Raw genomic sequence first — 21,703 nt, 5'->3', positions numbered from 1 at the left:
CGCCTCCGCCGGGCTTGGCGCTGGCGAGCGGCATGTCGAGACCGACGGTCGGAATGCCGAGAGGATTAACGGCTATTACGGAGAACGCGGCAGCTATCGCGAAACCGGCTGCCAGCTTCTTCATCTTCATGATCCGCCCCACGAGAAATCTCTATCGCTAGAGTTCCCCAACCCTTGCGGTCTATTTTACGCCGCGGCATGCCCTCACTGACTCTGCCCGACGGCAAAACGTCGACGCGGCCGGCATTGCGCTAGTGGAAGAAGCCCGACTGGAAGTCCCCCGTGTTGAAGAACCCCGAACCTCTCAGTCCAGCGTTGAAGATTCCCGTCACCAGCTCACCCGCGTTGCGGATACCGGCGACGTTCGGGCCGCGGTTACCGATACCCGCCGAGGCCTGCGCGGTCTGCGCATTCAGATAGCCGGTGACGTTGTCGCCTGCGTTCTGAATGCCGGAGGTCCCATTGCCCGAGTTGAAGAAGCCGGAACTTCCCGATGCGGTGTTACCGAAGCCCGAGTTCGGACCCGGGCCGGTGCCGATCAGTCCCACGCCCGTGTTGAGGTCGCCCGCATTGAAGATTCCGGTATTGGTCATGCCCGAGTTGGCCCAGCCGGTGTTGAATACGCCCGAATTGAAGTCGCCGGTGTTGTATCCGCCGCCATTGAAATTGCCAGTGTTCAGGATGCCGGCATTGAAACTGCCGGCGTTCAGTTCACCCGCGTTGCCATAACCAAAATTAGCTAATCCCGCGTTCCCGCCGCCGGTGTTCAGCTGACCCGCGTTACCGAATCCTGTATTGAGGGAACCGGAATTCCAGAAGCCAGTGTTATGGCCGCCGGGAAGGAAGCCCCAGTCGGCACCCGAGTTGCCGAACCCTACGTTGCCGCTGCTCGAGTTACCAATTCCGATATTACCGTTGCCGGAATTGAAGAAACCGATGTTGCCGTTCCCGGAGTTGAAGAGGCCGATATTGCCGATGCCCGAGTTCAAGCCGCCGATGCCGACCTGATTGTCGCCGGTCAGACCGATGCCGAAGTTGTTATTGCCGGTGTTCCCGAATCCCCTGTTGCCGGATCCGCTGTTACCGAAGCCCCAATTGTTGTTCCCGGTATTTCCGCTGCCTACGTTACCGCTACCGCTGTTGCCATTTCCGACATTGGCATTGCCCGTGTTACCGAAGCCGTTGTTGGAGTTTCCGGTGTTGCCACTTCCGACGTTGTTGCTGCCGTAGTTTCCGTTGCCGAAGTTGGCGTTGCCTTTTTCGCCGGCGAAGGAACCGTTACCGAAGCCGATGTTGCCATTACCGAAGTTTCCGCTGCCGATATTGTTATTACCCCAGTTGCCGCTGCCGAAGTTGCTGTTGCTGGTCTCGGTGCCGAAAAATGTGCCGTTGCCACTACCGAAGTTGAAATTCCCGCGGTTCGCGCTGCCGACGTTGCCATCACCCGTGTTGCCGCTGCCCACGTTTCCGTGGCCGACATTCCCGAGCCCCAGGTTGGGCAACGTCTGCAACGTCTGCTGCAATTGCTCGAGAGGCGACAACGCGGCGGCCGCCAGGGACGCCCCGGAGTGATAGCCGAACATCGCCGCCACGTCCGCGGCCCACATCTCCTCATAGACGCCCTCGGCAGCCGCGATTGCGGGTGCGTTGAGCCCGAGCCAGTTGGAGCGCACCAGTTGCACAAAAGCGCTGCGGTTGGCCGCTATTGCAAGCGGATGGACCATCGCAGCCCGGGCAGCCTCGAAGGCGGCTGCCACGGTCTTGGCCTGAGCGGCCGCTTTCGTGGCCTGGACCGAGGCAGCGCTCAGGAACCCCGCGTAAGGTCTGGCGGCGGTAGCCATCGCCGCTGAGGCCGGCCCCTGCCAGGCGTGTTCGGCGAGCCCCGATGTCACTGATGAGAACGACGTCGCCGCCGATCCCAGCTGATCGGCTAACCCGTCCCAAGCGGTTGCGGCCTGCAGCATCGGCGCGGCGCCGGCACCGATAAACATTCGAAGCGAATTGATTTCCGGCGGCAAGAACGCAAAGTTCATCGGTACCCAGTCCCTTCGGTGGCGGCCCCGAAACCGCCGAACACAACAGAAACTAGGTGATCCCGGGCCAACCTTTCCGGGTTTTGCTCAATTCATCGCGTGACCCGGTTAGTGGGCCGCAGCAGCGCCACTCTCCTGCTCGCGCTTGATTTCCAGTGCGATGTCAATCAGCTGGTCTTCCTGGCCTCCGATCAGCTTGCGCTGGCCCGCCCGGTGCAACAGTTGGTGAGCCGGAACGCCGTACCGCTCGGACTGACGCACCGCGTGCTTGAGGAAGCTCGAGTACACCCCGGAGTAGCCCATGATCAGCGCGTTGCGATCCAGCAGGCACTCGGCCGGCATGGCCGGGCGCACCACGTCTTCGGCAGCGTCGGCGATGTCGAAGAAGTCGATGCCGGTCTTCACGCCGATCTTGTCGAACACCCCGATCAGCGCCTCTACCGGTGCGTTGCCGGCACCCGCACCGAACCGGCGCACGCTGCCGTCGATCTGCTTGGCGCCGGCCCGCACGGCTTCCACCGAGTTGGCCACCCCGAGGCCGAGGTTCTCGTGCCCGTGGAAGCCGACCTGCGCGTCCTCGCCGAGTTCGGCCACTAGCGCCGACACCCGGTCAGCGACGCCGTCGAGCACCAGGGCGCCGGCCGAGTCCACGACATAGACGCACTGGCAACCGGCGTCGGCCATGATGCGGGCCTGCGCGGCCAGTTTCTCCGGTGGAATGGTGTGCGACATCATCAGGAACCCGACGGTTTCCAGCCCCAATTCGCGGGCCAGCCCGAAATGCTGAATGGAGACGTCGGCTTCGGTGCAGTGGGTGGCGATGCGGCAAATCGAACCGCCATTGTCCTGCGCTTCTTTGATGTCCTCTTTAGTGCCAACGCCGGGCAGCATCAGAAAGGCGATCTTCGCTTCCTGCGCAGTCTCGGCGGCGAGCTTGATCAACTCCTGCTCGGGCGTCTTCGAGAAGCCGTAGTTGAACGACGACCCGCCTAGTCCGTCCCCGTGGGTCACCTCGATCACCGGCACCCCGGCGGCGTCCAACGCCGTCACGATGGAGCGGACCTCGTCCTTGGTGAATTGGTGACGCTTATGGTGGGACCCGTCGCGCAGCGACGTGTCGGTGATCCGGACGTCCCAGGCACCTTCGAAAATGTGGCCGCTCATCGTGCGCCTCCTGTCACAGCCAGCGTCTCCTTGGCGATCTCCTCGCCGACCTTCGTCGCGGCCGCCGTCATGATGTCCAGATTGCCCGCGTACGGCGGCAGGTAGTCTCCGGCGCCCTCGACCTCGACGAACGTCGTCACCACGTGATTGCCACCGTTGACCACCGACGGTTCGTCGAACTGCGGATCGTTGAGCAGTCGGTATCCGGGCACGTAGGTCTGCACCTCGGCGACCACGTCACGGATGGACTGGGCGATCGCATCCCGGTCGGCGTCCTCGGGGATCGCGCAGAAGATGGTGTCGCGCATGATCATCGGCGGATCCGCCGGGTTCAGAATGATGATCGCCTTGCCGCGGGCCGCTCCGCCGATGTTCTGCACGCCCCGCGAGGTCGTCTTGGTGAACTCGTCGATGTTGGCCCGGGTGCCCGGCCCCGCGGACACCGAAGCCACCGACGCCACGATCTCGGCATACGGCACGTCGACCACGCGACTCACGGCGTACACGATCGGAATCGTCGCCTGTCCCCCGCAGGTGATCATGTTGACGTTCGGGGCGTCCAGGTGCGCGCGCAGGTTCGCCGGTGGGATCACCGCCGGACCGACGGCGGCCGGGGTCAGGTCGATGGCCCGGATGCCGGCCGCCTCGTACTTGGGCGCCGCCGCCTTGTGGACGTAGGCGCTGGTCGCCTCGAACACCAGGTCGGGCTTCTCGTCCTGTTCCAAGAGCCAGTCGGCGCCCTTGTGACTGGTCTCCAGCCCGAGCTTGCGCGCCCGTGCCAGGCCCTCACTCTCCGGGTCGATGCCGACCATCCAGCGGGGTTCCAGCCAGTCGGATCTCAGCAGTTTGTACAGCAGATCGGTGCTGATGTTTCCCGATCCGACAATGGCCACACTCGCCTTTGCAGGCATACCAACGCTCCTAACCCCATGGTCGCGACCCGCTTCGCCCGGCTTCGCCGCGATTGCGATCACTCCTTGTCGAGACTTATTCAAAAGACAGACGAACGGCACCCAGCCCCGCAAAGTCGGCGACGAACTCGTCGCCGGCCCGCGCGTCGACGGCGAAGGTGCACGATCCGGGTAACACGATGTCACCCTTCTTCAGCCGCACGCCGAAACTTTCCACCTTGCGGGACAGCCAGGCCACGGCGGTGACGGGATTACCCAGAACCGCGTCACTGCGGCCCTCGGCGATCAACTCGCCGTTGCGGGTCAGCTTCGCGTCGATCGCCTTGACGTCGACATCCGCCGGCGAGACGCGCGCGGCGCCCAGGACGAAGCCCGCCGAGGAGGCGTTGTCGGCGATGGTATCGCAGATCTTGATCTGCCAGTCCTTGATCCGGGTGTCGATGAGCTCGATCGACGGGACCAATGCCTCGGTGGCGGCGAGCACGTCCTCTTCGGTGCACTCGGCGCCCGGCAGGTCGCCGGACAGAATGAAGCCGACCTCGACCTCCACCCGCGGCAGCAGGTACCGCGACGTCGGCACCGGGACGTCCTCGAAGACCTGCATGTCGTCGAGCAGGTGCCCGTAGTCAGGCTCGTCGACGCCCATCATCTGCTGCATCACCGGCGACGACAGGCCCACCTTGTGACCCACCACCCGGGCACCCTCGGCGACCCGGCGGCGGATGTTGAGCAACTGGATCTCGTAGGCGTCGACGACGTCGATGTCGGGGTATGCGGGCGTGAGCGGGGCGACTCCCTGACGGGTCCGCTCGGCCTGTGCCAGGTCGGCGGCAAGCGCTTCTCGGGTTGCATCACTGAGCATTTACCGAAGTTCCTTCGTCCGCGTGACCGGGCCAGTAGCGCCCAGCCCGGGCAATTCTATAACGTGTTCTACATGACAGCACAGGAGTACGACGTCGTCGTGGTGGGTAGCGGCGGCGCCGGTATGGTGGCTGCCCTCACCGCCGCGCACCGCGGCCTCTCGACAGTAGTCATCGAGAAGGCACCGCACTATGGCGGTTCGACCGCCCGCTCGGGCGGCGGCGTGTGGATCCCGAACAACGAGGTCCTGCAGCGCTACAAAGTGAAGGACACCGCGGAGGCGGCCCGCACCTACCTGCACGGCATCGTCGGTGATGTCGTGGAACCCGAGCGCATCGACACCTACCTACAGCGCGGGCCGGAGATGCTCTCATTCGTCCTCGAGCACACGCCGCTGAAGATGTGCTGGGTACCGCGTTACTCCGACTACTACCCGGAGGCGCCGGGCGGGCGGGCCGGCGGCCGGTCGATCGAGCCGAAGCCGTTCAATGCCCGCAAGCTCGGTCCGGACGAGGCGGGACTGGAACCTGCCTACGGCAAGGTGCCGCTCAACGTGGTCGTCATGCAACAGGATTACGTGCGGCTCAACATGCTCAAGCGCCACCCACGCGGTGTGCTGCGCAGCTTGAAGGTCGGCGGACGCACCATGTGGGCCAAGGCCACCGGCAAGAACCTGGTCGGCATGGGGCGCGCATTGATCGGCCCGCTGCGAATCGGGTTGCAGCGAGCCGGAGTTCCGGTCGTACTGAACACCGCGCTGACCGACCTCTACGTCGAGGACGGGGTGGTGCGCGGCGTTTACGTCCGCGATGCGGGCGCTCCGGAATCCGCGGAGCCGCGACTGATCCGGGCCCGGCGCGGGGTGATCCTGGCGTCCGGTGGTTTCGAGCACAACGAGCAGATGCGGGTGAAGTATCAGCGCGCCCCCATCACCACCGAGTGGACGGTCGGCGCCAAGGCCAACACCGGTGATGGCATTGTCGCGGGCGAAAAGCTGGGCGCTGCACTGGATTTGATGGAAGACGCGTGGTGGGGGCCGACGGTGCCACTGGCGGGCGCCCCGTGGTTCGCGCTCTCGGAGCGCAACTCGCCGGGGTCGATCATCGTCAACATGTCCGGCAAGCGGTTCATGAACGAATCGATGCCCTATGTCGAGGCGTGCCATCACATGTACGGCGGCCAGTACGGTCAGGGCCCCGGCCCGGGTGAGAACATCCCCGCCTGGCTGGTCTTCGACCAGCAGTACCGGGAGCGGTACATTTTTGCGGGATTGCAGCCCGGGCAACGTATTCCGCGCAAGTGGATGGAGTCCGGCGTGATCATCCAGGCCGACACTCTGGAGGAACTGGCCGGGAAGGCGGGCCTGCCCGTCGACGAATTCACCAAGACCGTGGCGCGTTTCAACGGCTTCGCCCGCTCAGGCGTTGACGAGGACTTCCATCGCGGCGAGAGCGCGTACGACAAGTATTACGGCGATCCGACCAACAAGCCGAACCCGAACCTGGGCGAACTCACCCATGCGCCTTACTACGCCGCCAAGATGGTGCCGGGCGACCTCGGCACCAAGGGCGGCATCCGCACCGATGTGCACGGACGGGCCCTGCGCGACGACGGCAGCGTCATCGACGGCCTCTACGCCGCAGGCAATGTCAGCGCACCGGTGATGGGGCACACCTATCCGGGTCCGGGCGGCACGATCGGTCCCGCCATGACATTCGGGTACCTGGCGGCACTACACATCGCAGGAGCACGCTGATATGCCGATCGACGTCGAAGCCGCACTGGCCGCGGAACTGGATCCCATCGAATTCTCCTGGACCAGTAGCGATATCCAGCTTTACCACCTCGGCCTGGGCGCCGGGTCCGACCCGATGGACCCGCGCGAGCTGCGCTACCTGATCGACGACACCCCGCAGGTGCTACCCACTTTCGGCAACGTCGCCGCCACCTTTCACATGACCACGCCGCCGACGGTGCAGTTCCCCGGCATCGACATCGAACTGAGCAAGGTATTGCACGCGTCGGAGCGAGTGGAAGTGCCTGGGCCACTGCCGCCTTCGGGTTCGGGCAAGGCGGTCACGCGGTTCACCGATATCTGGGACAAGGGCAAGGCCGCGGTGATCTGGAGCGAGACGACGGTGACCGGGCCCTCCGGGGATGTGCTCTGGACGCAGCGGCGGTCGATCTTCGCCCGCGGCGAGGGCGGGTTCGGGGGCGAGCGTGGGCCCTCGGGCTCGGACGCCGCGCCCGACCGCGCGCCCGACCTGGAGCTCGCCATGCCGCTGTTGCCACAGCAGGCGCTGCTGTACCGACTGTGCGGCGACCGTAACCCGCTGCACTCCGATCCCGAATTCGCTGCTGCCGCAGGCTTTCCCCAGCCGATCCTGCACGGGCTGTGCACTTACGGCATGACCTGCAAGGCGATCACCGACGCGTTGCTGGACGGGGACGCCTCGGCCGTCGCTGCCTATGGCGCCCGCTTCGCGGGTGTGGCCTATCCGGGTGAGACGTTGCAAGTCAACGTCTGGAAGGAAGACGGCCGCTTCCTGGCCGGCGTTGTCGCGCCGGCGCGCGACAACGCGGTCGTGCTGAGCGGCGTCGAACTCGTCCCGGCCTAGCCCTCCGCTGATCGCCCAGCGTGAAGCCAGCTTCACGGTGGGCGCCGAACGTGACACCAGCTTCACGTTCGGCGGGCCAGAGCGTCACGCACCCGACGGACAATCGCCGCCGGCCGATCCCCGGCCAGCACCCGGACAACGATCCAGCCGAGTCGTTCGAGGCCTTCTCGTCGCCGGCTGTCCCACCTGTACTGCCGCTGATCGGTCCGGTGCTGTTCACCGTCGTACTCGATCGCGACCTTCAGCGACGGCCAACCCATGTCGAGATACGCAAAAACCTCGCCGAACTCGTCGCTGACCGGAATCTGCGTCTGAGGTCGCGGCAGACCGGCATCGATCAAGACGACGCGCAACCAGGATTCCTTCGGCGATTGCGCGCCCGTATCGAACAAAGTCGCCGCGCGCCGTGCCCGGACAATGCCGCGGCGGCCGACGTACCTGTCGATCAACAATTCGAGGTCGGCCGGCTTGACCTCTGTTGCCTGGGCCAGCGCGTCAATGGCGGCCACCGCCGCCATGGTCGGGTACCAACAGCCGAGATCGAGGGCGGTGCGAGCGGGTGTTGTCACCGAGACACCGTCGATCACCTCGATCTCATCCTTCTCGATGTGATCGCCCCGCGGTTGTATGCCAGGCAGTCGGTGCCGGTTGTCACAGATCAGCTCGACCGGTCGCGCATCGTCGACCCAGTTGCTTCCGTGCATCGCCGCCGCGGAGAAGCCTGCGACGACGCCACACCGACCACTCCACAGCCAACCCGCGTGAGCCCGCAGTTCGGCCGTGATTTCGATGTGCGGATCGACGTAGACATCCCGGAACAACCGCCGGTAGCCCGTCAGCAACTGACTTTTGGTCAGAGTTCCCGCGGCGATCGCCTCGCTGCCGAGAAATGGCACTCTCATAGCCGAAGCGTTGCAAGTGCCGCCGTCTGGGTCACTTCATGCATCCCCAGCCCCGCCGAGCGTGAAGCTGGCTTCACAGTCGATGCTCAACGTGAAGCTAGCTTCACGTTGGGCAAACCGGGACAGCCCTAGCCCAGGATCAGCCCCGACGTCGGCACACCCGTCCCAGCAGTCACCAGCACATGCTCGACATCCGGCACCGGGTTCACTGAAGTGCCGCGCAGCTGACGAACCCCTTCGGCGATTCCGTTCATGCCGTGGATGTAGGCCTCGCCGAGCTGCCCGCCGTGGGTGTTGATGGGCAGCCGCCCGCCGATCTCGATCGCGCCGTCGGCGATGAAGTCCTTGGCCTCACCGCGGCCGCAGAATCCCAACTCTTCCAACTGAATCAGCGTGAACGGCGTGAAGTGGTCGTACAAGACCGCAGTCTGAATGTCAGCAGGCGAAAGACCGGATTGCGACCACAGTTGCTCGCCCACCACGCCCATCTCGGGCAGCCCGATCTCGGGCCGGTAGTAACTGACCATCGTGTACTGGTCGGGGCTGGATCCCTGCGCAGCCGCCTCGATGACGGCCGGACGGTGCTTCAGGTCGCGCGCCCGCTCAGGCGACGTCACTACGATCGCCACCGCGCCGTCGGTCTCCTGGCAGCAGTCCAGCAGCCGCAACGGCTCGGCAATCCATCGCGAATTCTGGTGATCCTCAATGGTTATCGGCTTCTCGTAGAAGTAAGCCTTGGGATTCTTCGCCGCGTGCCGACGGTCGGCCACCGACACGGCGCCGAAATCCCGGCTACCGGCCCCTGACCAGTGCATGTAGCGCCGGGCGATCATCGCCACCTGCGCGGCCGGAGTCGAGAGCCCGTGCGGATACGAGAAGGAGTTGTCCACACCCGTCGAGTCGGCGTTCTCGGTCAACCTCGTCTGCACCTGGCCGAAGCGCATGCCGGAGCGTTCGTTGAACGCGCGGTAGGCGACCACCACGTCGGCCACCCCGGTGGCCACCGCCAGAGCCGCCTGCTGCACGGTGGCACACGCCGCGCCGCCGCCATAACCGATCTTGGAGAAGAACTTCAGGTCACCGATGCCGGCCGCGCGCGCCACCGCCACCTCGGTGTTGGTGTCCATCGTGAACGTGGTCAGGCCGTCGACGTCCGAAGGCGACAGCCCCGCGTCATCCAGCGCGTCCAAAACGGCCTCTGCGGCCAACCGCAGCTCGGACCGGCCGGAGTTCTTGGAGAAGTCGGTGGCGCCGATCCCGACGATGGCAGCCTTACCGGACAACATCTACGCGTCCCCCATCGTCAGCGTCACCGTCGCAATGACGTGATTGCCAAGGCTGTTGGCGCCGATCACCTGAACCGTGATCAACCCGTCCTCGACCGCGGTCACCTCACCGGAGAACGTCACCGTGTCATAGGCGTACCACGGCACCCCGAGCCGCAGCCCGATCGACTTGATCAATGCCGACGGGCCAGCCCAGTCGGTGATGTAGCGCTGTACCAGACCGGTATCCGTCAGGATGTTGACGAAGATGTCCTTGGAACCCTTGGCCTGCGCCAGATCGCGATCGTGGTGCACATCCTGAAAGTCTCTGGTAGCCAGGGCCGTCGAGATGATGAACGTCGGGGTCCCTTCGAGCTTCAGCTCAGGCAGCTGCAACCCGACCTCGACAACCGGCGCACTCATGCGTCCGGCTCCCAGGCGTACAGCGTCCACTCCGGCCCCGAATCTCCGGCCGGAAAGTCGATATACGTTGCGCGCACCGGCATTCCGATCTCCACCGCGGCGGGATCGACACCCCGCAACTCGCCCAGCATCCGGACGCCTTCCTCCAGTTCCACCAGCCCGATCACGAAAGGCAATGTGCGGCCGGGCACTTTCGGCGCGTGGTGCACCACGAAGCTGTACACCGTGCCACGTCCGCTGGCCACGGCATAATCAATAGGATCGGCCGGGTCCTGCCACACCGCCGGAACCGGCGGGTGCTGCAGCGAACCGTCAGCCAGCTTCTGGATCCGCAACTCGTGCGCCTTGACACCCTCCCAGAAGAACGCCGTGTCCCGTGACGACGCCGGGCGCATCATGGCGTCCGCGTCCAGGTCATCCGGCACGGCCGAAGCCGAAGAACCCCCACCAGCCGGCTTGAATTTCAGGATGCGCCAGTTCATCTCGGCTACATCCTCGTCACCGACCCGCCACACGATGTGCTGGTTGATGAAGAAGCCCTCGCCCAAAGCGGTCTGTTTCGGCCCCACCACATCGCCCATCTCGGACGTGATGCTGACTTCTTCGCCGGGCCGCAGATAGCGGTGATAGGTCTGCTCGCAGTTGGTCGCGACCACTCCGATGTAGCCGTTGTCGTCGAACAGCTTCATCATCGGGCCCATGGGATCGTCGTCCGGGCGTGCCCCACCCAGCCCGAACATGGTCCACACCTGGATCATCGCCGGAGGCGCCACCAGTCCCGGGTGTCCCACCGCACGGGCCGCGGCCTCGTCGACGTAGATCGGGTTGCGGTCTCCGATCGCCTCGACCCAGTTGTTGATCATCGGCTGGTTGACCGGATCACGACCGACGCGCGGCTTACCGCCACCGGCCGCGACGATCTCCCCGATCGCGTCCTGCAGTTCGTTCATCGAGGCACCCTCGGCACCTTGAGACCCGCCGCCGCGATCATCTCGCGCATGACCTCGTTGACGCCGCCGCCGAAGGTGATCACCAGGTTGCGTTTGGTCTGCGAGTCCAGCCACTCGAGCAGTTCCGCCGTCTCCGGCTCGGCCGGGTTCCCGTACTTGCCGACGATCTCTTCGGCCAGCCGTCCGATGTACTGAATCTTCTCGGTGCCAAAGACTTTCGTCGACGCCGCATCGGCCACGTTGATATCCTCGCCGGCCGCCGCAACCTGCCAGTTCAGCAGCTCGTTGACCCGCCACATCGCGTAGATCTCACCGAGCGCCCGCTTGACGTCGTGATGGTCGATCGGGGTGACACCATTGCCACCGGGCTTGGACGCCCACTCGTGCAGGCGGTCGTAGATGCCCGCGGTGCGGCCGGCCGGTCCGAGCATCACCCGCTCGTTGTTGAGCTGGGTGGTGATCAGCCGCCATCCGCCGTTCTCCTCACCCACCAGCATGTCGGCCGGCACCCGCACGTCGTTGTAGTACGTGGCATTGGTGTGGTGCGCGCCGTCGGACAGGATGACCGGCGTCCAGGAGTAGCCGGGATCCTTGGTGTCGACGATCAGGATCGAAATGCCTTTGTGCTTGACGGCTTCCGGGTCGGTACGGCAGGCCAGCCAGACGTAGTCGGCATCGTGTCCGCCGGTGGTCCACATCTTCTGGCCGTTGACGATGTACTCGTCGCCCTGGCGCACCGCTGAGGTCCGCAGCGACGCCAGGTCGGTGCCGGCTTCCGGTTCGCTGTAACCGATCGCAAAGTGCACCTCACCGGCGAGGATCGCCGGCAGGAACTTCTTCTTCTGCGCCTCGGTGCCGAACTGCTGCAGCACCGGACCCACCGTCTGCAGCGTCACCGCCGGCAGCGGCACGTCGGCGCGGTGCGCCTCGTTGACGAAGATGGATTGCTCGATCGGCCCGAATCCCAAGCCGCCGTACTCTTTCGGCCAGCCCACGCCGAGCTTGCCGTCCTTGCCCATCCGGCGGATCACCGCTCGGTAGGCCTCGTTGTGGCGGTCCTGCTCCATCGCCTTCGCCTCATCGGACGAAATCAGGTTGGTGAAGTACTCGCGCAGTTCCGCCTGCAGCTGCCGCTGCTCCGGGGTCAAGTCGATAAACATCTAAACTCCAACCAAATCGAGACGGTGCGAAGGCCCACCCAGAAGCCGGGTCAGGTCCTTGATCGTGGAGTAGTACCGGTGCATCGGGTAGGTGATGTCCATACCCATGCCGCCGTGCAGGTGATGGCAGGTCTGCATCACCGGTGGCGCCTGCGAGGCCAGCCAGTAGCCGAGCACGTCCAGGTCGGAGCCGGCGTCGCGACCCTCGGCCAGTTTCCAGATCACCGCTTTGGACGCCAAATCAATTGTGCGCGAGGCAATGTAAACCTCCGCCAACTGCGCCGCGACGGTCTGGAAGGTCGACAACGGCTTGCCGAACTGCTTGCGCCCGGCCACATAGTCGGCGGTCAGTCGCAGCGCCCCCGCCACCAGGCCGGCCGCATAAGCGCCGATCATGCCCAGTACCAACTGATTCACCCGCACCGCCGATGCGCCCTCCAACACGTCGGTGTCGGCGACCGCGACGTCGGAGAAGCTCACCGTGTACTCGTCGGCGCCACTGGACGTCGGAGTACGGACCAGCCCCACTCCGTCGGCCTTCGGCGATACCACCACGACGCCGCTGTCGGCCGTTACCAGGATCCAGTCCGCCGACTCCGCATATCCGACACCGACTTTCACGCCCGACAACCGGCCGCCCGACAACGACACCGTCGGCCGGTCCGGCAGTGCGGACCCAGGTTCGTTGAGGGCGGCGGTCAACACCCCGCCCTTCGCTACCCCGGCCAGGAACCGGTCCTGCTGCTCCTCGGACGCCAGGTCGAGCAGCGGCACCACACCGAAACCCAGGGTGACCAGTGCCGGTGTGATGGCGCCGTGCCGGCCGGCTTCGGTGACCACCGTGCCCACCTCCGCCAGTCCGACCCCGTCACCACCGAGACGTTCGGGCACGGCCAATGCCGTTACCCCGCCGTCGGCCAACGCTTTCCAGCTCAGTTCCCGGTCCAGAACCGAGGTCACGACGTCGGCGACGGCTTCTTGCTCTGCGCTGAGATTGAAGTCCATCGCGATCAGTGCGCCGCCGCGCTGTTGCCGGTGTAATCGACCTGCCAGTGCTTGATGCCGTTGAGCCAGCCGGAGCGCAGCCGCTCGGGCTCACCGATCGGCGTGAGGTCCGGCATGTGGTCGGCGACCGCGTTGAAGATCAGGTTGATCGTCATGCGGGCCAGGTTGGCGCCGATGCAGTAGTGGGCGCCGGTGCCGCCGAAGCCGACATGCGGGTTGGGCTCGCGCAGGATGTTGAAGGTGTGCGGGTCGTCGAAGACGTCCTCGTCGAAATTGGCCGAGCGGTAGGACATCACCACCCGCTGGCCCTTCTTGATCTGTACGCCGCCCAACTCGGTGTCCTCACTGGCGGTGCGCTGGAAGGCCGACACCGGTGTGGCCCAACGGATGATCTCGTCGGCCGTGGTCGACGGGCGCTCCTTCTTGAAGAGCTCCCATTGATCGGGGTTGTTCGCCATGGCGATCATGCCGTGGGTGATCGAGTTGCGGGTGGTCTCGTTGCCGGCGACCGCGAGCATGATCACGAAGAAGCCGAACTCGTCATCCGACAGCTTCTCGCCGTCGATATCGGCCTGGATGAGCGTCGTGACGATGTCGTCGGTGGGGTTCTGGTTCCGCTCCGCCGCCATCGCCATGGCGTACATGATCAGCTCCATCGACGACTGCGCGGGATCGACGGTGGCGTATTCCGGGTCGGTGCCACCGGTCATCTCGTTGGACCAGCGGAAGAGCTTGTCGCGGTCCTCCTGGGGGACGCCGAGCAGGCCCGCGATCGCCTGCAGCGGCAGCTCGCACGCCACCTGCTCGACGAAGTCGCCGCTGCCCGCGGTCGCCGCCGTCTTGGCGATGTTCTGGGCGCGCTGCGCCAGCTCGGCCTCCAGCCGTCCGATGGCCCGCGGAGTGAAGCCGCGGGAGATGATCTTGCGCAGCCGGGTGTGGTGGGGGGCGTCCATGTTGAGCATGACGCTGCGCTGCAGTTCGACCTGCTCGCGCTTCATCTCCGGCGGCCACGTCGGGATGGCGCCGTTCAGCCAGCTGGAGTAGACGTCGCTGCGCCGCGACACCTCCTTGACGTCGCCGTGCCGGGTGACGAGCCAATATCCGTGGTCCTCGAACCCACCCGCGCCGCCGGGGATGTCGACCCAGTGGATCGGCTCCGCCTTGCGCAGCGCGGCAAGCTCCTCGACGGGCAATCCTGCGAGGTTGACGTCGGGGTCAAGGAAGTCGAAGTCGGCGGGAATGTTGGGGGGTGCCATGTACGGTGCGCTCCTTTTACAACACTATTTGCAACGTGTTCTAGTGCCAGTAAAACACGGCTCCTGCGCAGATAAAAGGCAGGTAACCATCCTCGCTTGTCATAGTAATGAAACGTGTTCTAGCCTGGCTTCATGGGTAACCCGGTAATCGTCGAAGCCACCCGCAGCCCCATCGGGAAGCGCAATGGATGGCTGTCAGGACTGCACGCCACCGAACTACTCGGGGCGGTACAGAAGGCACTGGTCGAAAAGGCCGGGATTGATGCGGGCGACGTGGAACAGCTCGTCGGCGGCTGCGTGACGCAGTTCGGCGAACAGTCCAACAACATCACCCGGGTGGCGTGGCTGACGGCCGGGCTGCCCGAGCACGTCGGCGCCACCACCATCGACTGCCAGTGCGGTAGCAGCCAGCAGGCCAACCACCTGGTCGCCGGACTGATCGCGACCGGAGCTATCGACATCGGCATCGCCTGCGGCATCGAGGCGATGAGCCGGGTGGGCCTGGGCGCCAACGCCGGCCCCGACCGCGGGGCGATCCGCGCGGCCTCCTGGGACATCGACATGCCCAATCAGTTCGAGGCCGCCGAGCGCATCGCCAAGCGACGCGGAATCACCCGCGAGGAGATCGACGCGTTCGGCTTGGCCTCCCAGGCGAAGGCCAAGCGGGCGTGGGAAGAGAACCGGTTCGACCGCGAGATCTCCCCGATCGTGGCCCCGGTGCTCGACGAGAACAAGCGGCCGACCGACGAGCGCGCACCGGTCACCCGCGACCAGGGCCTGCGCGAGACGACGTTGGAAGGGCTCAGCCAGCTCAAGCCGGTAATGGAGGGCGGCATCCACACGGCGGGTACCTCGTCGCAGATTTCCGACGGCGCCGCCGCGGTGCTCTGGATGGATGAGGACAAGGCCAAGGCGCTCGGGTTCCGGCCGCGCGCGAGAATCGTGAGCCAGGCGAACGTCGGCGCCGAGCCCTACTACCACCTCGACGGTCCCGTCCAGTCCACTGCCCGGGTGCTGGAGAAGGCCGGCATGAAGATGGGTGACATCGACATCGTCGAGATCAACGAAGCCTTCGCGTCGGTGGTGCTGTCCTGGGCTCGGGTCCACGAGCCCGACATGGACCGGGTCAACGTCAACGGCGGTGCCATCGCCCTGGGCCACCCGGTGGGCGCCACCGGCGCCCGGTTGATCACCACCGCGCTGCACGAACTGGAGCGCACCGATCAGAGCACCGCGTTGATCACCATGTGCGCGGGTGGTGCCCTGTCGACCGGGACCATCATCGAACGCATCTAGCTCCGTGCACGTCTCCGAGGAAAGTCGCATCGCGGCCGCACAAAGCTACATCGACGCGCTGGTCAGCCATGACGCCGAGGCCGTTCCGTTCGCGGCCGGCTGCACCCGCACCGAACTGGGGCTGCGTAACGGTTTCTCCGGAAATCATTTGCGCCGCGGCCTCAATCGCGGATTGCAGTACCGCGTCATCGCCGACGCGACGCCGCCGGACTACCGTATCGACGGAGACGAAGTACACGCCCGCTACAACGTGCTGAGCAAGGCGGCGTTCGGTGGTCGGCGGATCGCGGCGCGGGTCGATGAGACCTTCGTGATTCCGGCCGAAAGCGCGACCGGCAAAGCCGAGATCCAGCACATCAGGGCCAGTTTCACGCCGTTCATCCAGCACTAGGATCACCTCCATGCCCAAACCCCGTCCAAAGTTTCAGGATTCGCCCCTCACCGATCACCTCATCAAGTGGATGTCGCGGCTGAACACCTGGATGTACCGCCGCAACGGAGGTGAAGGCCTCGGCGGCACGTTCCAGAAGATCCCTGTCGCACTGCTGACCACGACCGGCCGCAAAACCGGGGAACCTCGCGTGAGCCCGCTGTACTTCCTGCGTGACGGCGACCGGGTCATCGTGGCGGCGTCGAAGGGCGGGGCTGCCAAGAACCCCATGTGGTACCTCAACCTCAAGGCCAACCCGAAGGTGCAGGTGCAGATCAAGAAGGAAGTGCTGGACCTCACCGCTCGCGACGCCACCGACGAGGAACGCGCCACGTACTGGCCGAAGCTGGTCGACATGTACCCGAGCTACGAGGACTACCAGTCCTGGACCGATCGCACGATCCCGATCGTCATCTGCGACCCTTAGCTGCATCCATTCTGCGCCTGCGGCGTAGCCCAGTCGCACATCCGCACCCTGGGCGCAGGGTCAACGCGAAATTACGCCCCGTAGACCGGGACCGGCGTCCGCGACTTGGCCAGCAGGTCGGTGACCACCGGACCCAGCTCGGCGGGATCCCACTTCGCACCCTTGTCGATCTGCGGCCCGTGCGCCCAGCCCTCGGCCACCCGGATCAGCCCGCCCTCGACTTCGAACACCTTGCCGGTGACGCCGCGGGATTCGACACTGCCCAGCCAGACCACCAGCGGCGAGACGTTCTCCGGGGCCATGGCGTCGAATCCGCCGTCCTCCGGCGCGGCCATGGTCTCGGCGAAGACGGCCTCGGTCATCCGGGTGCGGGCGGCGGGCGCGATCGCGTTGACGGTGATGCCGTACCGGCCCAATTCGGCTGCGCCGACGAGGGTCAACGCTGCGATCCCGGCCTTGGCGGCCGAGTAGTTGCCCTGCCCGACGCTGCCCTGCAGGCCGGCGCCCGAGCTGGTGTTGATGATGCGCGCATTCAGGTCATCGGGGCCGACGGTGCCGGCTTTGATCTGCCGGCGCCAGTAGCCTGCCGCGTGCCGCAATGTCGCGAAGTGCCCCTTGAGGTGCACGCGGATGACGGCGTCCCACTCACTTTCGCTGGTGTTGGCCAACATTCGGTCGCGAATGAATCCGGCGTTGTTGACCAGCACGTCGAGGCCGCCGAAGGTGTCGACCGCCGTGTCGATCAGGTTCTGTGCGCCCGTCCAGTCGGCGATGTCGTCACCGTTGGTGACGGCTTCCCCACCGGCAGCGTTGATTTCGTCGACCACCTGCTGCGCCGGGCTTTCGCCGGCCGAACCGTCCAGTCCCACCCCGATGTCGTTGACCACCACGCGCGCACCCTCCGCGGCGAACGCCAGGGCGTGCGCACGGCCGATCCCGCGGCCCGCGCCGGTGACGATGACGACCCGTCCGTCGAGCAAACCCATACTTACCTTCTCCCTCTACTTGATCGCGCTGGCGTTCGTTGTGGCCAGATAGTGCGGCGGCTCGCCGCCACCGTGCACCTCCAGCGTCGCCCCGCTGATGTACGAGGCCGCGTCACACGCCAAAAAGGCTGCGGCCCAACCGATATCCTCTGGCTTGGCCAGTCGGCCAAGTGGCACATTCTTCGAAATCGCGGCGATCGACTCGGCGTCACCGTAGAAAAGGTCGGCCTGCTCGGTTTCGACCATGCCGACCACGCACGCGTTGACCCGGACCTTGGGCCCCCACTCCACCGCCAGCGTCTCGGTCAAACTCTCCAAGCCGGCCTTGGCCGCCCCGTAGGCCGCGGTGCCCGGACTCGGCCGCCGGCCACTGAGACTGCAGATGTTGACGATCGACCCGCCGCCGGGTTGGTTCTGCATTACATCATTGGCGAACTGCGAAACCACCAGGCCGCCAATGAGATTGAGCTCGATGATCTTGCGGCTGAATTTCGGACTGGATCCCGCGGTCAACACGTAGGGCGAACCACCGGCGTTGTTGACGACGACATCGAGCGAGCCGTGTCGCTCGACTATCGAGTCGATCAGGCCCTTGACGGCCTCTTCATCGCGCACATCGCAACTGTGGAACTCGTGCGGAAAGCCCTCGACCGGCCGCCGGGCGCAGGTCACCACCGTCGCGCCCTGCTCGGCGAATACCGAACTGATACCGGCACCGACGCCGCGAACGCCACCCGTCACCAGCACCACACGCCCGGCCAAACCCAGATTGATGCCGCCGGGGGCTGATTGGGGTTGGGTCACTGTGCTAGCGTACCAAGCAAGTGCTTGCTTAGGTAACTGACCCAGCAGACTCAGCAGGAAGTGCCATGACGATCACCTCCACAACGACAGAACCCGGCATAGTCGCGGTCACCGTCGACTACCCGCCCGTCAACGCCATTCCCTCGCAGGGATGGTTCGAACTCGGCGACGCGATCACGGCCGCCGGACGGGACCCACAGACGCACGCGGTGATCCTGCGCGCCGAGGGCCGCGGCTTCAACGCCGGTGTCGACATCAAGGAAATGCAGCGGACCGAAGGGTTCACCGCGCTGATCGACGCGAACCGCGGCTGCTTCGCCGCGTTCCGCGCGGTCTATGAATGCGCGGTCCCGGTCATCGCCGCGGTGAACGGCTTCTGCGTCGGCGGCGGGATCGGCCTGGTCGGCAATGCCGACGTCATCGTCGCCTCCGACGACGCGATCTTCGGCCTCCCGGAAGTGGAGCGCGGTGCGCTCGGCGCGGCCACTCACCTGTCCCGCCTGGTCCCCCAGCACATGATGCGGCGACTGTTCTTCACCGCCGCCACCGTGGACGCCGCGACGCTGCACCACTTCGGTTCGGTGCACGAGGTGGTGCCGCGCGCCGAGCTGGATGAGGCCGCGCTGCGGGTGGCCCGCGACATCGCCGCCAAGGACACCCGGGTCATCCGCGCCGCCAAGGAGGCGCTCAACCTGATCGATGTGCAACGCGTCAATTCGAGTTACCGCATGGAACAAGGGTTTACGTTCGAACTCAACCTGGCCGGTGTCGCCGACGAACACCGCGATGCATTCGCCGGCACGGCGAAGGGCAAGAAGGAATGACCGATAAGCGCACCACCCTGGACGACGCCGTCTCACACGTGCGCAGCGGCATGACCATCGGCATCGCCGGCTGGGGATCACGCCGCAAGCCGATGGCTTTCGTGCGCGCCCTACTGCGCACCGACGTCACCGACCTGACGGTGGTCACTTACGGCGGACCTGATCTGGGCCTGCTGTGCTCGGCCGGCAAGGTCAAGCGCGTCTACTACGGATTCGTCTCGCTGGATTCGCCGCCGTTCTACGACCCGTGGTTCGCAAAAGCCCGCACCAGCGGTGCTATCGAGGCGCGCGAGATGGACGAGGGCATGCTGCGCAACGGCCTGCAGGCGGCCGCGCAACGCCTGCCGTTCCTGCCGACTCGCGCCGGGCTCGGCAGTGCGGTGCTGGACTTCTGGGAGGGCGAGCTCAAGACCGTCACCAGCCCCTACCCCACCGACGGCGGGTCCGAGACGCTGATCGCGATGCCTGCGCTGCGGCTCGACGTCGCCTTCGCGCACCTCAATCTCGGCGACGAGAGGGGCAACGCCGCCTACACCGGCATCGACCCCTACTTCGACGACCTGTTCCTGATGGCCGCCGACCAGCGCTTCCTGTCGGTGGAGCGCGTCGTCCCCACCGAGGAACTCGTCAAATCGGTTCCGCCCCAAGCATTGCTGATCAACCGGATGATGGTGGACGGCGTGGTGGAGGCACCCGGCGGCGCTCATTTCACCACCGCCGCACCCGATTACGGCCGTGACGAGAAGTTCCAGCGCCACTACGCCGAGGCCGCGTCCAGTGAAGAGGGCTGGCAGCAGTTCGTGGCCACGTATCTGTCCGGCAGCGAAGAGGATTACCAGGCCGCCGTGCGCAAGTTCGCCGAGGAGGCAGCGAAATGACCGCCACCCGAGCCGAAGTGTGCGCGGTCGCCTGCGCCGAGCTGTTCAGAGATGCCGGCGAAATCATGATCAGCCCGATGACCAACATGGCCTCGGTGGGCGCCCGGCTGGCACGACTGACGTTCTCCCCCGACATCCTGCTCACCGACGGGGAGGCGCAACTGCTGGCCGACACCCCGGCGCTCGGCAAGACGGGGCCGGTCGAGGGCTGGATGCCGTTCGGGCGGGTCTTCGAGACGCTGTCCTGGGGCCGGCGCCATGTGGTGATGGGCGCGAATCAGGTTGACCGCTACGGCAATCAGAACATCTCGGCGTTCGGCCCGCTGCAGCAGCCGACCCGGCAGATGTTCGGGCTGCGCGGCTCGCCGGGCAACACGATCAACCACGCCACCAGCTACTGGGTCGGCAACCATTCCAAGCGGGTGTTCACCGATACGGTCGATATCGTCTGCGGCATCGGTTACGACAAAGTGGACCCGGACAACCCGGCGTTCCGGTTCGTCAACGTCTTCCGCGTGGTGTCCAATCTCGGCGTTTTCGACTTCGGCGGACCGGAGCACACCATGCGGGCCTTGTCGCTGCACCCCGGTGTCGCGCCCGACGACGTCCGCGAAGCCACGTCGTTCGACGTGCACGGCCTCGACGAGGCGGACGAAACCCGGCAGCCGACCGACGACGAACTGCGCCTGATCCGTGAGATCATCGACCCGAAGTCGTTGCGCGACAGAGAGATCCGGTAGTGAAGCTCAGGACACCGCTGACCGAGCTGGTCGGCATCGAGCACCCGGTGGTGCAGACCGGGATGGGCTGGGTGGCCGGCGCGCGGCTGGTGTCGGCGACGGCCAACGCCGGCGGGTTGGGCATCCTGGCCTCGGCCACCATGACACTGGACGAGCTGGCCACCGCCATCGGCAAGGTCAAAGCCGCCACCGACAAGCCGTTCGGCGTCAACATCCGCGCCGATGCCGCCGACGCCGGCGATCGCGTCGAACTGATGATTCGCGAGGGCGTCAAGGTCGCGTCGTTCGCGCTGGCGCCCAAGCCCGAGTTGATCGCCCGCCTCAAAGAGGCCGGCGCGGTGGTTGTTCCGTCGATCGGTGCGGCCAAGCATGCCCGCAAGGTGGCCGGCTGGGGCGCCGACGCGATGATCGTGCAGGGCGGTGAAGGCGGCGGGCACACCGGCCCGGTCGCCACCACCCTGCTGTTGCCGTCCGTCCTGGACGCGGTCAAGGGCACCGGCATCCCGGTGATCGCCGCCGGAGGTTTCTTCGACGGACGCGGACTGGCGGCGGCACTTTCCTACGGCGCGGCCGGGGTGGCGATGGGCACCCGCTTCCTGCTCACGTCGGATTCCACGGTGCCCGACGCCGTCAAGCGGCGGTACCTGGAGTCGGCCCTGGACGGCACGGTGGTCACCACCCGCGTCGACGGCATGCCGCACCGGGTGCTGCGGACCGGCCTGGTCGAGAAGCTGGAAAGCGGTTCGCGGGCAAGGGGTTTCACGGCGGCG

22 protein-coding genes are annotated in these 21,703 nt (G+C 65.8%); 9 read left to right on the top strand and 13 right to left on the bottom strand.

What is annotated here, in order from left to right; translation table 11 throughout:
• Positions 1-251 precede the first annotated feature (251 nt).
• From AO501_RS33990 to AO501_RS33975, 4 genes are all read right to left on the bottom strand, one after another.
• Positions 252-2,033 (bottom strand): PPE family protein, encoded by a 1,782-nt coding sequence (locus AO501_RS33990; RefSeq protein WP_055581958.1) that lies wholly within the window; start codon positions 2,031-2,033, stop codon positions 252-254.
• Positions 2,034-2,141: 108 nt separating this feature from the next.
• Complete coding sequence (gene dmpG / locus AO501_RS33985; RefSeq protein ID WP_055581957.1) at positions 2,142-3,197, bottom strand: 4-hydroxy-2-oxovalerate aldolase; 1,056 nt, start codon at positions 3,195-3,197, stop codon at positions 2,142-2,144.
• On the bottom strand, positions 3,194-4,108 hold the full coding sequence (locus AO501_RS33980; RefSeq protein WP_055581956.1) for an acetaldehyde dehydrogenase (acetylating): 915 nt from the start codon (positions 4,106-4,108) through the stop codon (positions 3,194-3,196). The genes dmpG and AO501_RS33980 overlap by 4 nt, the downstream gene beginning before the upstream one ends.
• A 76-nt stretch (positions 4,109-4,184) precedes the next feature.
• Positions 4,185-4,970, bottom strand: coding sequence for a 2-keto-4-pentenoate hydratase (locus tag AO501_RS33975; RefSeq protein ID WP_055581955.1), 786 nt, complete (start codon positions 4,968-4,970; stop codon positions 4,185-4,187).
• Between the two features lie 72 nt (positions 4,971-5,042).
• Between AO501_RS33975 and kstD the strand changes: the two genes are divergently transcribed.
• Both kstD and AO501_RS33965 read left to right on the top strand, forming a co-directional pair.
• Positions 5,043-6,725: a 3-oxosteroid 1-dehydrogenase gene (gene kstD, locus AO501_RS33970; protein ID WP_055581961.1), complete on the top strand. Its 1,683-nt coding sequence runs from the start codon at positions 5,043-5,045 to the stop codon at positions 6,723-6,725.
• A 1-nt stretch (position 6,726) separates the two neighbouring features.
• On the top strand, positions 6,727-7,587 hold the full coding sequence (locus AO501_RS33965; protein WP_055581954.1) for a MaoC/PaaZ C-terminal domain-containing protein: 861 nt from the start codon (positions 6,727-6,729) through the stop codon (positions 7,585-7,587).
• Positions 7,588-7,649: 62 nt separating this feature from the next.
• Here AO501_RS33965 and AO501_RS33960 read toward each other — a convergent pair whose 3' ends face one another.
• From AO501_RS33960 to AO501_RS33930, 7 genes are all read right to left on the bottom strand, one after another.
• Positions 7,650-8,489 carry an endonuclease domain-containing protein gene (locus tag AO501_RS33960; RefSeq protein WP_055581953.1) on the bottom strand — a complete coding sequence of 280 codons (840 nt, stop codon included), beginning with the start codon at positions 8,487-8,489 and terminating at the stop codon, positions 7,650-7,652.
• Positions 8,490-8,617: 128 nt separating this feature from the next.
• Positions 8,618-9,775, bottom strand: a complete 1,158-nt coding sequence (locus AO501_RS33955; RefSeq protein ID WP_055581952.1) for a lipid-transfer protein — start codon at positions 9,773-9,775, stop codon at positions 8,618-8,620.
• Complete coding sequence (locus AO501_RS33950) at positions 9,776-10,177, bottom strand: MaoC family dehydratase (RefSeq protein ID WP_055581960.1); 402 nt, start codon at positions 10,175-10,177, stop codon at positions 9,776-9,778.
• Positions 10,174-11,127 carry a bifunctional MaoC family dehydratase N-terminal/OB-fold nucleic acid binding domain-containing protein gene (locus AO501_RS33945; RefSeq protein WP_055581951.1) on the bottom strand — a complete coding sequence of 318 codons (954 nt, stop codon included), beginning with the start codon at positions 11,125-11,127 and terminating at the stop codon, positions 10,174-10,176. Before AO501_RS33945 ends, AO501_RS33950 begins: the two co-directional genes overlap by 4 nt.
• On the bottom strand, positions 11,124-12,287 hold the full coding sequence (fadE29, locus tag AO501_RS33940) for an acyl-CoA dehydrogenase FadE29 (RefSeq protein ID WP_055581950.1): 1,164 nt from the start codon (positions 12,285-12,287) through the stop codon (positions 11,124-11,126). Before fadE29 ends, AO501_RS33945 begins: the two co-directional genes overlap by 4 nt.
• Complete coding sequence (locus AO501_RS33935; protein WP_055581949.1) at positions 12,288-13,292, bottom strand: acyl-CoA dehydrogenase family protein; 1,005 nt, start codon at positions 13,290-13,292, stop codon at positions 12,288-12,290.
• Between the two features lie 5 nt (positions 13,293-13,297).
• Positions 13,298-14,548 carry a cytochrome P450 gene (locus AO501_RS33930; protein WP_055581948.1) on the bottom strand — a complete coding sequence of 417 codons (1,251 nt, stop codon included), beginning with the start codon at positions 14,546-14,548 and terminating at the stop codon, positions 13,298-13,300.
• 132 nt (positions 14,549-14,680) lie between these two features.
• Between AO501_RS33930 and AO501_RS33925 the strand changes: the two genes are divergently transcribed.
• The 3 genes from AO501_RS33925 to AO501_RS33915 are packed head-to-tail and all read left to right on the top strand — an operon-like array spanning position 14,681 to position 16,701.
• On the top strand, positions 14,681-15,844 hold the full coding sequence (locus AO501_RS33925) for a steroid 3-ketoacyl-CoA thiolase (RefSeq protein WP_055581947.1): 1,164 nt from the start codon (positions 14,681-14,683) through the stop codon (positions 15,842-15,844).
• A gap of 4 nt (positions 15,845-15,848) precedes the next feature.
• On the top strand, positions 15,849-16,235 hold the full coding sequence (locus tag AO501_RS33920; RefSeq protein WP_055581946.1) for a hypothetical protein: 387 nt from the start codon (positions 15,849-15,851) through the stop codon (positions 16,233-16,235).
• Between the two features lie 10 nt (positions 16,236-16,245).
• Positions 16,246-16,701 carry a nitroreductase family deazaflavin-dependent oxidoreductase gene (locus AO501_RS33915; protein WP_055581945.1) on the top strand — a complete coding sequence of 152 codons (456 nt, stop codon included), beginning with the start codon at positions 16,246-16,248 and terminating at the stop codon, positions 16,699-16,701.
• A 71-nt stretch (positions 16,702-16,772) separates the two neighbouring features.
• On the opposite strand, the gene AO501_RS33910 is transcribed toward AO501_RS33915, so the two are convergent.
• Together AO501_RS33910 and AO501_RS33905 are read right to left on the bottom strand one after the other, a co-directional pair.
• Positions 16,773-17,687 carry an SDR family oxidoreductase gene (locus AO501_RS33910; RefSeq protein ID WP_055581944.1) on the bottom strand — a complete coding sequence of 305 codons (915 nt, stop codon included), beginning with the start codon at positions 17,685-17,687 and terminating at the stop codon, positions 16,773-16,775.
• A 15-nt stretch (positions 17,688-17,702) separates the two neighbouring features.
• Positions 17,703-18,491 carry an SDR family oxidoreductase gene (locus AO501_RS33905; protein ID WP_371934991.1) on the bottom strand — a complete coding sequence of 263 codons (789 nt, stop codon included), beginning with the start codon at positions 18,489-18,491 and terminating at the stop codon, positions 17,703-17,705.
• 65 nt (positions 18,492-18,556) lie between these two features.
• Between AO501_RS33905 and echA20 the strand changes: the two genes are divergently transcribed.
• The 4 genes from echA20 to ipdC form a co-directional block, all read left to right on the top strand.
• Positions 18,557-19,315 (top strand): (7aS)-7a-methyl-1,5-dioxo-2,3,5,6,7,7a-hexahydro-1H-indene-carboxyl-CoA hydrolase, encoded by a 759-nt coding sequence (gene echA20 / locus AO501_RS33900; protein WP_055581943.1) that lies wholly within the window; start codon positions 18,557-18,559, stop codon positions 19,313-19,315.
• Complete coding sequence (ipdA, locus tag AO501_RS33895; protein ID WP_055581942.1) at positions 19,312-20,193, top strand: cholesterol ring-cleaving hydrolase subunit IpdA; 882 nt, start codon at positions 19,312-19,314, stop codon at positions 20,191-20,193. The genes echA20 and ipdA overlap by 4 nt, the downstream gene beginning before the upstream one ends.
• On the top strand, positions 20,190-20,933 hold the full coding sequence (ipdB, locus tag AO501_RS33890) for a cholesterol ring-cleaving hydrolase subunit IpdB (protein ID WP_055581941.1): 744 nt from the start codon (positions 20,190-20,192) through the stop codon (positions 20,931-20,933). The genes ipdA and ipdB overlap by 4 nt, the downstream gene beginning before the upstream one ends.
• Positions 20,933-21,703, top strand: a 771-nt coding sequence (gene ipdC / locus AO501_RS33885; protein WP_055581940.1) for a (3aS,4S,5R,7aS)-5-hydroxy-7a-methyl-1-oxo-octahydro-1H-indene-4-carboxyl-CoA dehydrogenase, incomplete at its 3' end; no start/stop codon positions are given. The genes ipdB and ipdC, both read left to right, overlap by 1 nt.

The sequence above is a fragment of the Mycobacterium gordonae genome, assembly GCF_001417955.2.
GTDB classification, from domain to species: domain Bacteria; phylum Actinomycetota; class Actinomycetes; order Mycobacteriales; family Mycobacteriaceae; genus Mycobacterium; species Mycobacterium gordonae_B.
The sequence above is the reverse complement of the archived record's forward strand: the minus strand, read 5'-3'. Positions and strand labels throughout refer to the sequence as shown.

Bases quoted from the DNA above. Each gene is read 5' to 3' on its own strand.
- AO501_RS33955 (WP_055581952.1), bottom strand. From the start codon at position 9,775: ATGTTGTCCGGTAAGGCTGCCATCGTCGGGATCGGCGCCACCGACTTC.
- AO501_RS33945 (WP_055581951.1), bottom strand. From the start codon at position 11,127: ATGAACGAACTGCAGGACGCGATCGGGGAGATCGTCGCGGCCGGTGGC.
- ipdA (WP_055581942.1), top strand. From the start codon at position 19,312: ATGACCGATAAGCGCACCACCCTGGACGACGCCGTCTCACACGTGCGC.
- AO501_RS33980 (WP_055581956.1), bottom strand. From the start codon at position 4,108: ATGCCTGCAAAGGCGAGTGTGGCCATTGTCGGATCGGGAAACATCAGC.
- AO501_RS33935 (WP_055581949.1), bottom strand. From the start codon at position 13,292: ATGGACTTCAATCTCAGCGCAGAGCAAGAAGCCGTCGCCGACGTCGTG.
- dmpG (WP_055581957.1), bottom strand. From the start codon at position 3,197: ATGAGCGGCCACATTTTCGAAGGTGCCTGGGACGTCCGGATCACCGAC.
- fadE29 (WP_055581950.1), bottom strand. From the start codon at position 12,287: ATGTTTATCGACTTGACCCCGGAGCAGCGGCAGCTGCAGGCGGAACTG.
- ipdB (WP_055581941.1), top strand. From the start codon at position 20,190: ATGACCGCCACCCGAGCCGAAGTGTGCGCGGTCGCCTGCGCCGAGCTG.
- AO501_RS33975 (WP_055581955.1), bottom strand. From the start codon at position 4,970: ATGCTCAGTGATGCAACCCGAGAAGCGCTTGCCGCCGACCTGGCACAG.
- AO501_RS33950 (WP_055581960.1), bottom strand. From the start codon at position 10,177: ATGAGTGCGCCGGTTGTCGAGGTCGGGTTGCAGCTGCCTGAGCTGAAG.
- AO501_RS33925 (WP_055581947.1), top strand. From the start codon at position 14,681: ATGGGTAACCCGGTAATCGTCGAAGCCACCCGCAGCCCCATCGGGAAG.
- AO501_RS33960 (WP_055581953.1), bottom strand. From the start codon at position 8,489: ATGAGAGTGCCATTTCTCGGCAGCGAGGCGATCGCCGCGGGAACTCTG.
- AO501_RS33965 (WP_055581954.1), top strand. From the start codon at position 6,727: ATGCCGATCGACGTCGAAGCCGCACTGGCCGCGGAACTGGATCCCATC.
- AO501_RS33915 (WP_055581945.1), top strand. From the start codon at position 16,246: ATGCCCAAACCCCGTCCAAAGTTTCAGGATTCGCCCCTCACCGATCAC.
- AO501_RS33930 (WP_055581948.1), bottom strand. From the start codon at position 14,548: ATGGCACCCCCCAACATTCCCGCCGACTTCGACTTCCTTGACCCCGAC.
- AO501_RS33990 (WP_055581958.1), bottom strand. From the start codon at position 2,033: ATGAACTTTGCGTTCTTGCCGCCGGAAATCAATTCGCTTCGAATGTTT.
- kstD (WP_055581961.1), top strand. From the start codon at position 5,043: ATGACAGCACAGGAGTACGACGTCGTCGTGGTGGGTAGCGGCGGCGCC.
- echA20 (WP_055581943.1), top strand. From the start codon at position 18,557: ATGACGATCACCTCCACAACGACAGAACCCGGCATAGTCGCGGTCACC.
- AO501_RS33910 (WP_055581944.1), bottom strand. From the start codon at position 17,687: ATGGGTTTGCTCGACGGACGGGTCGTCATCGTCACCGGCGCGGGCCGC.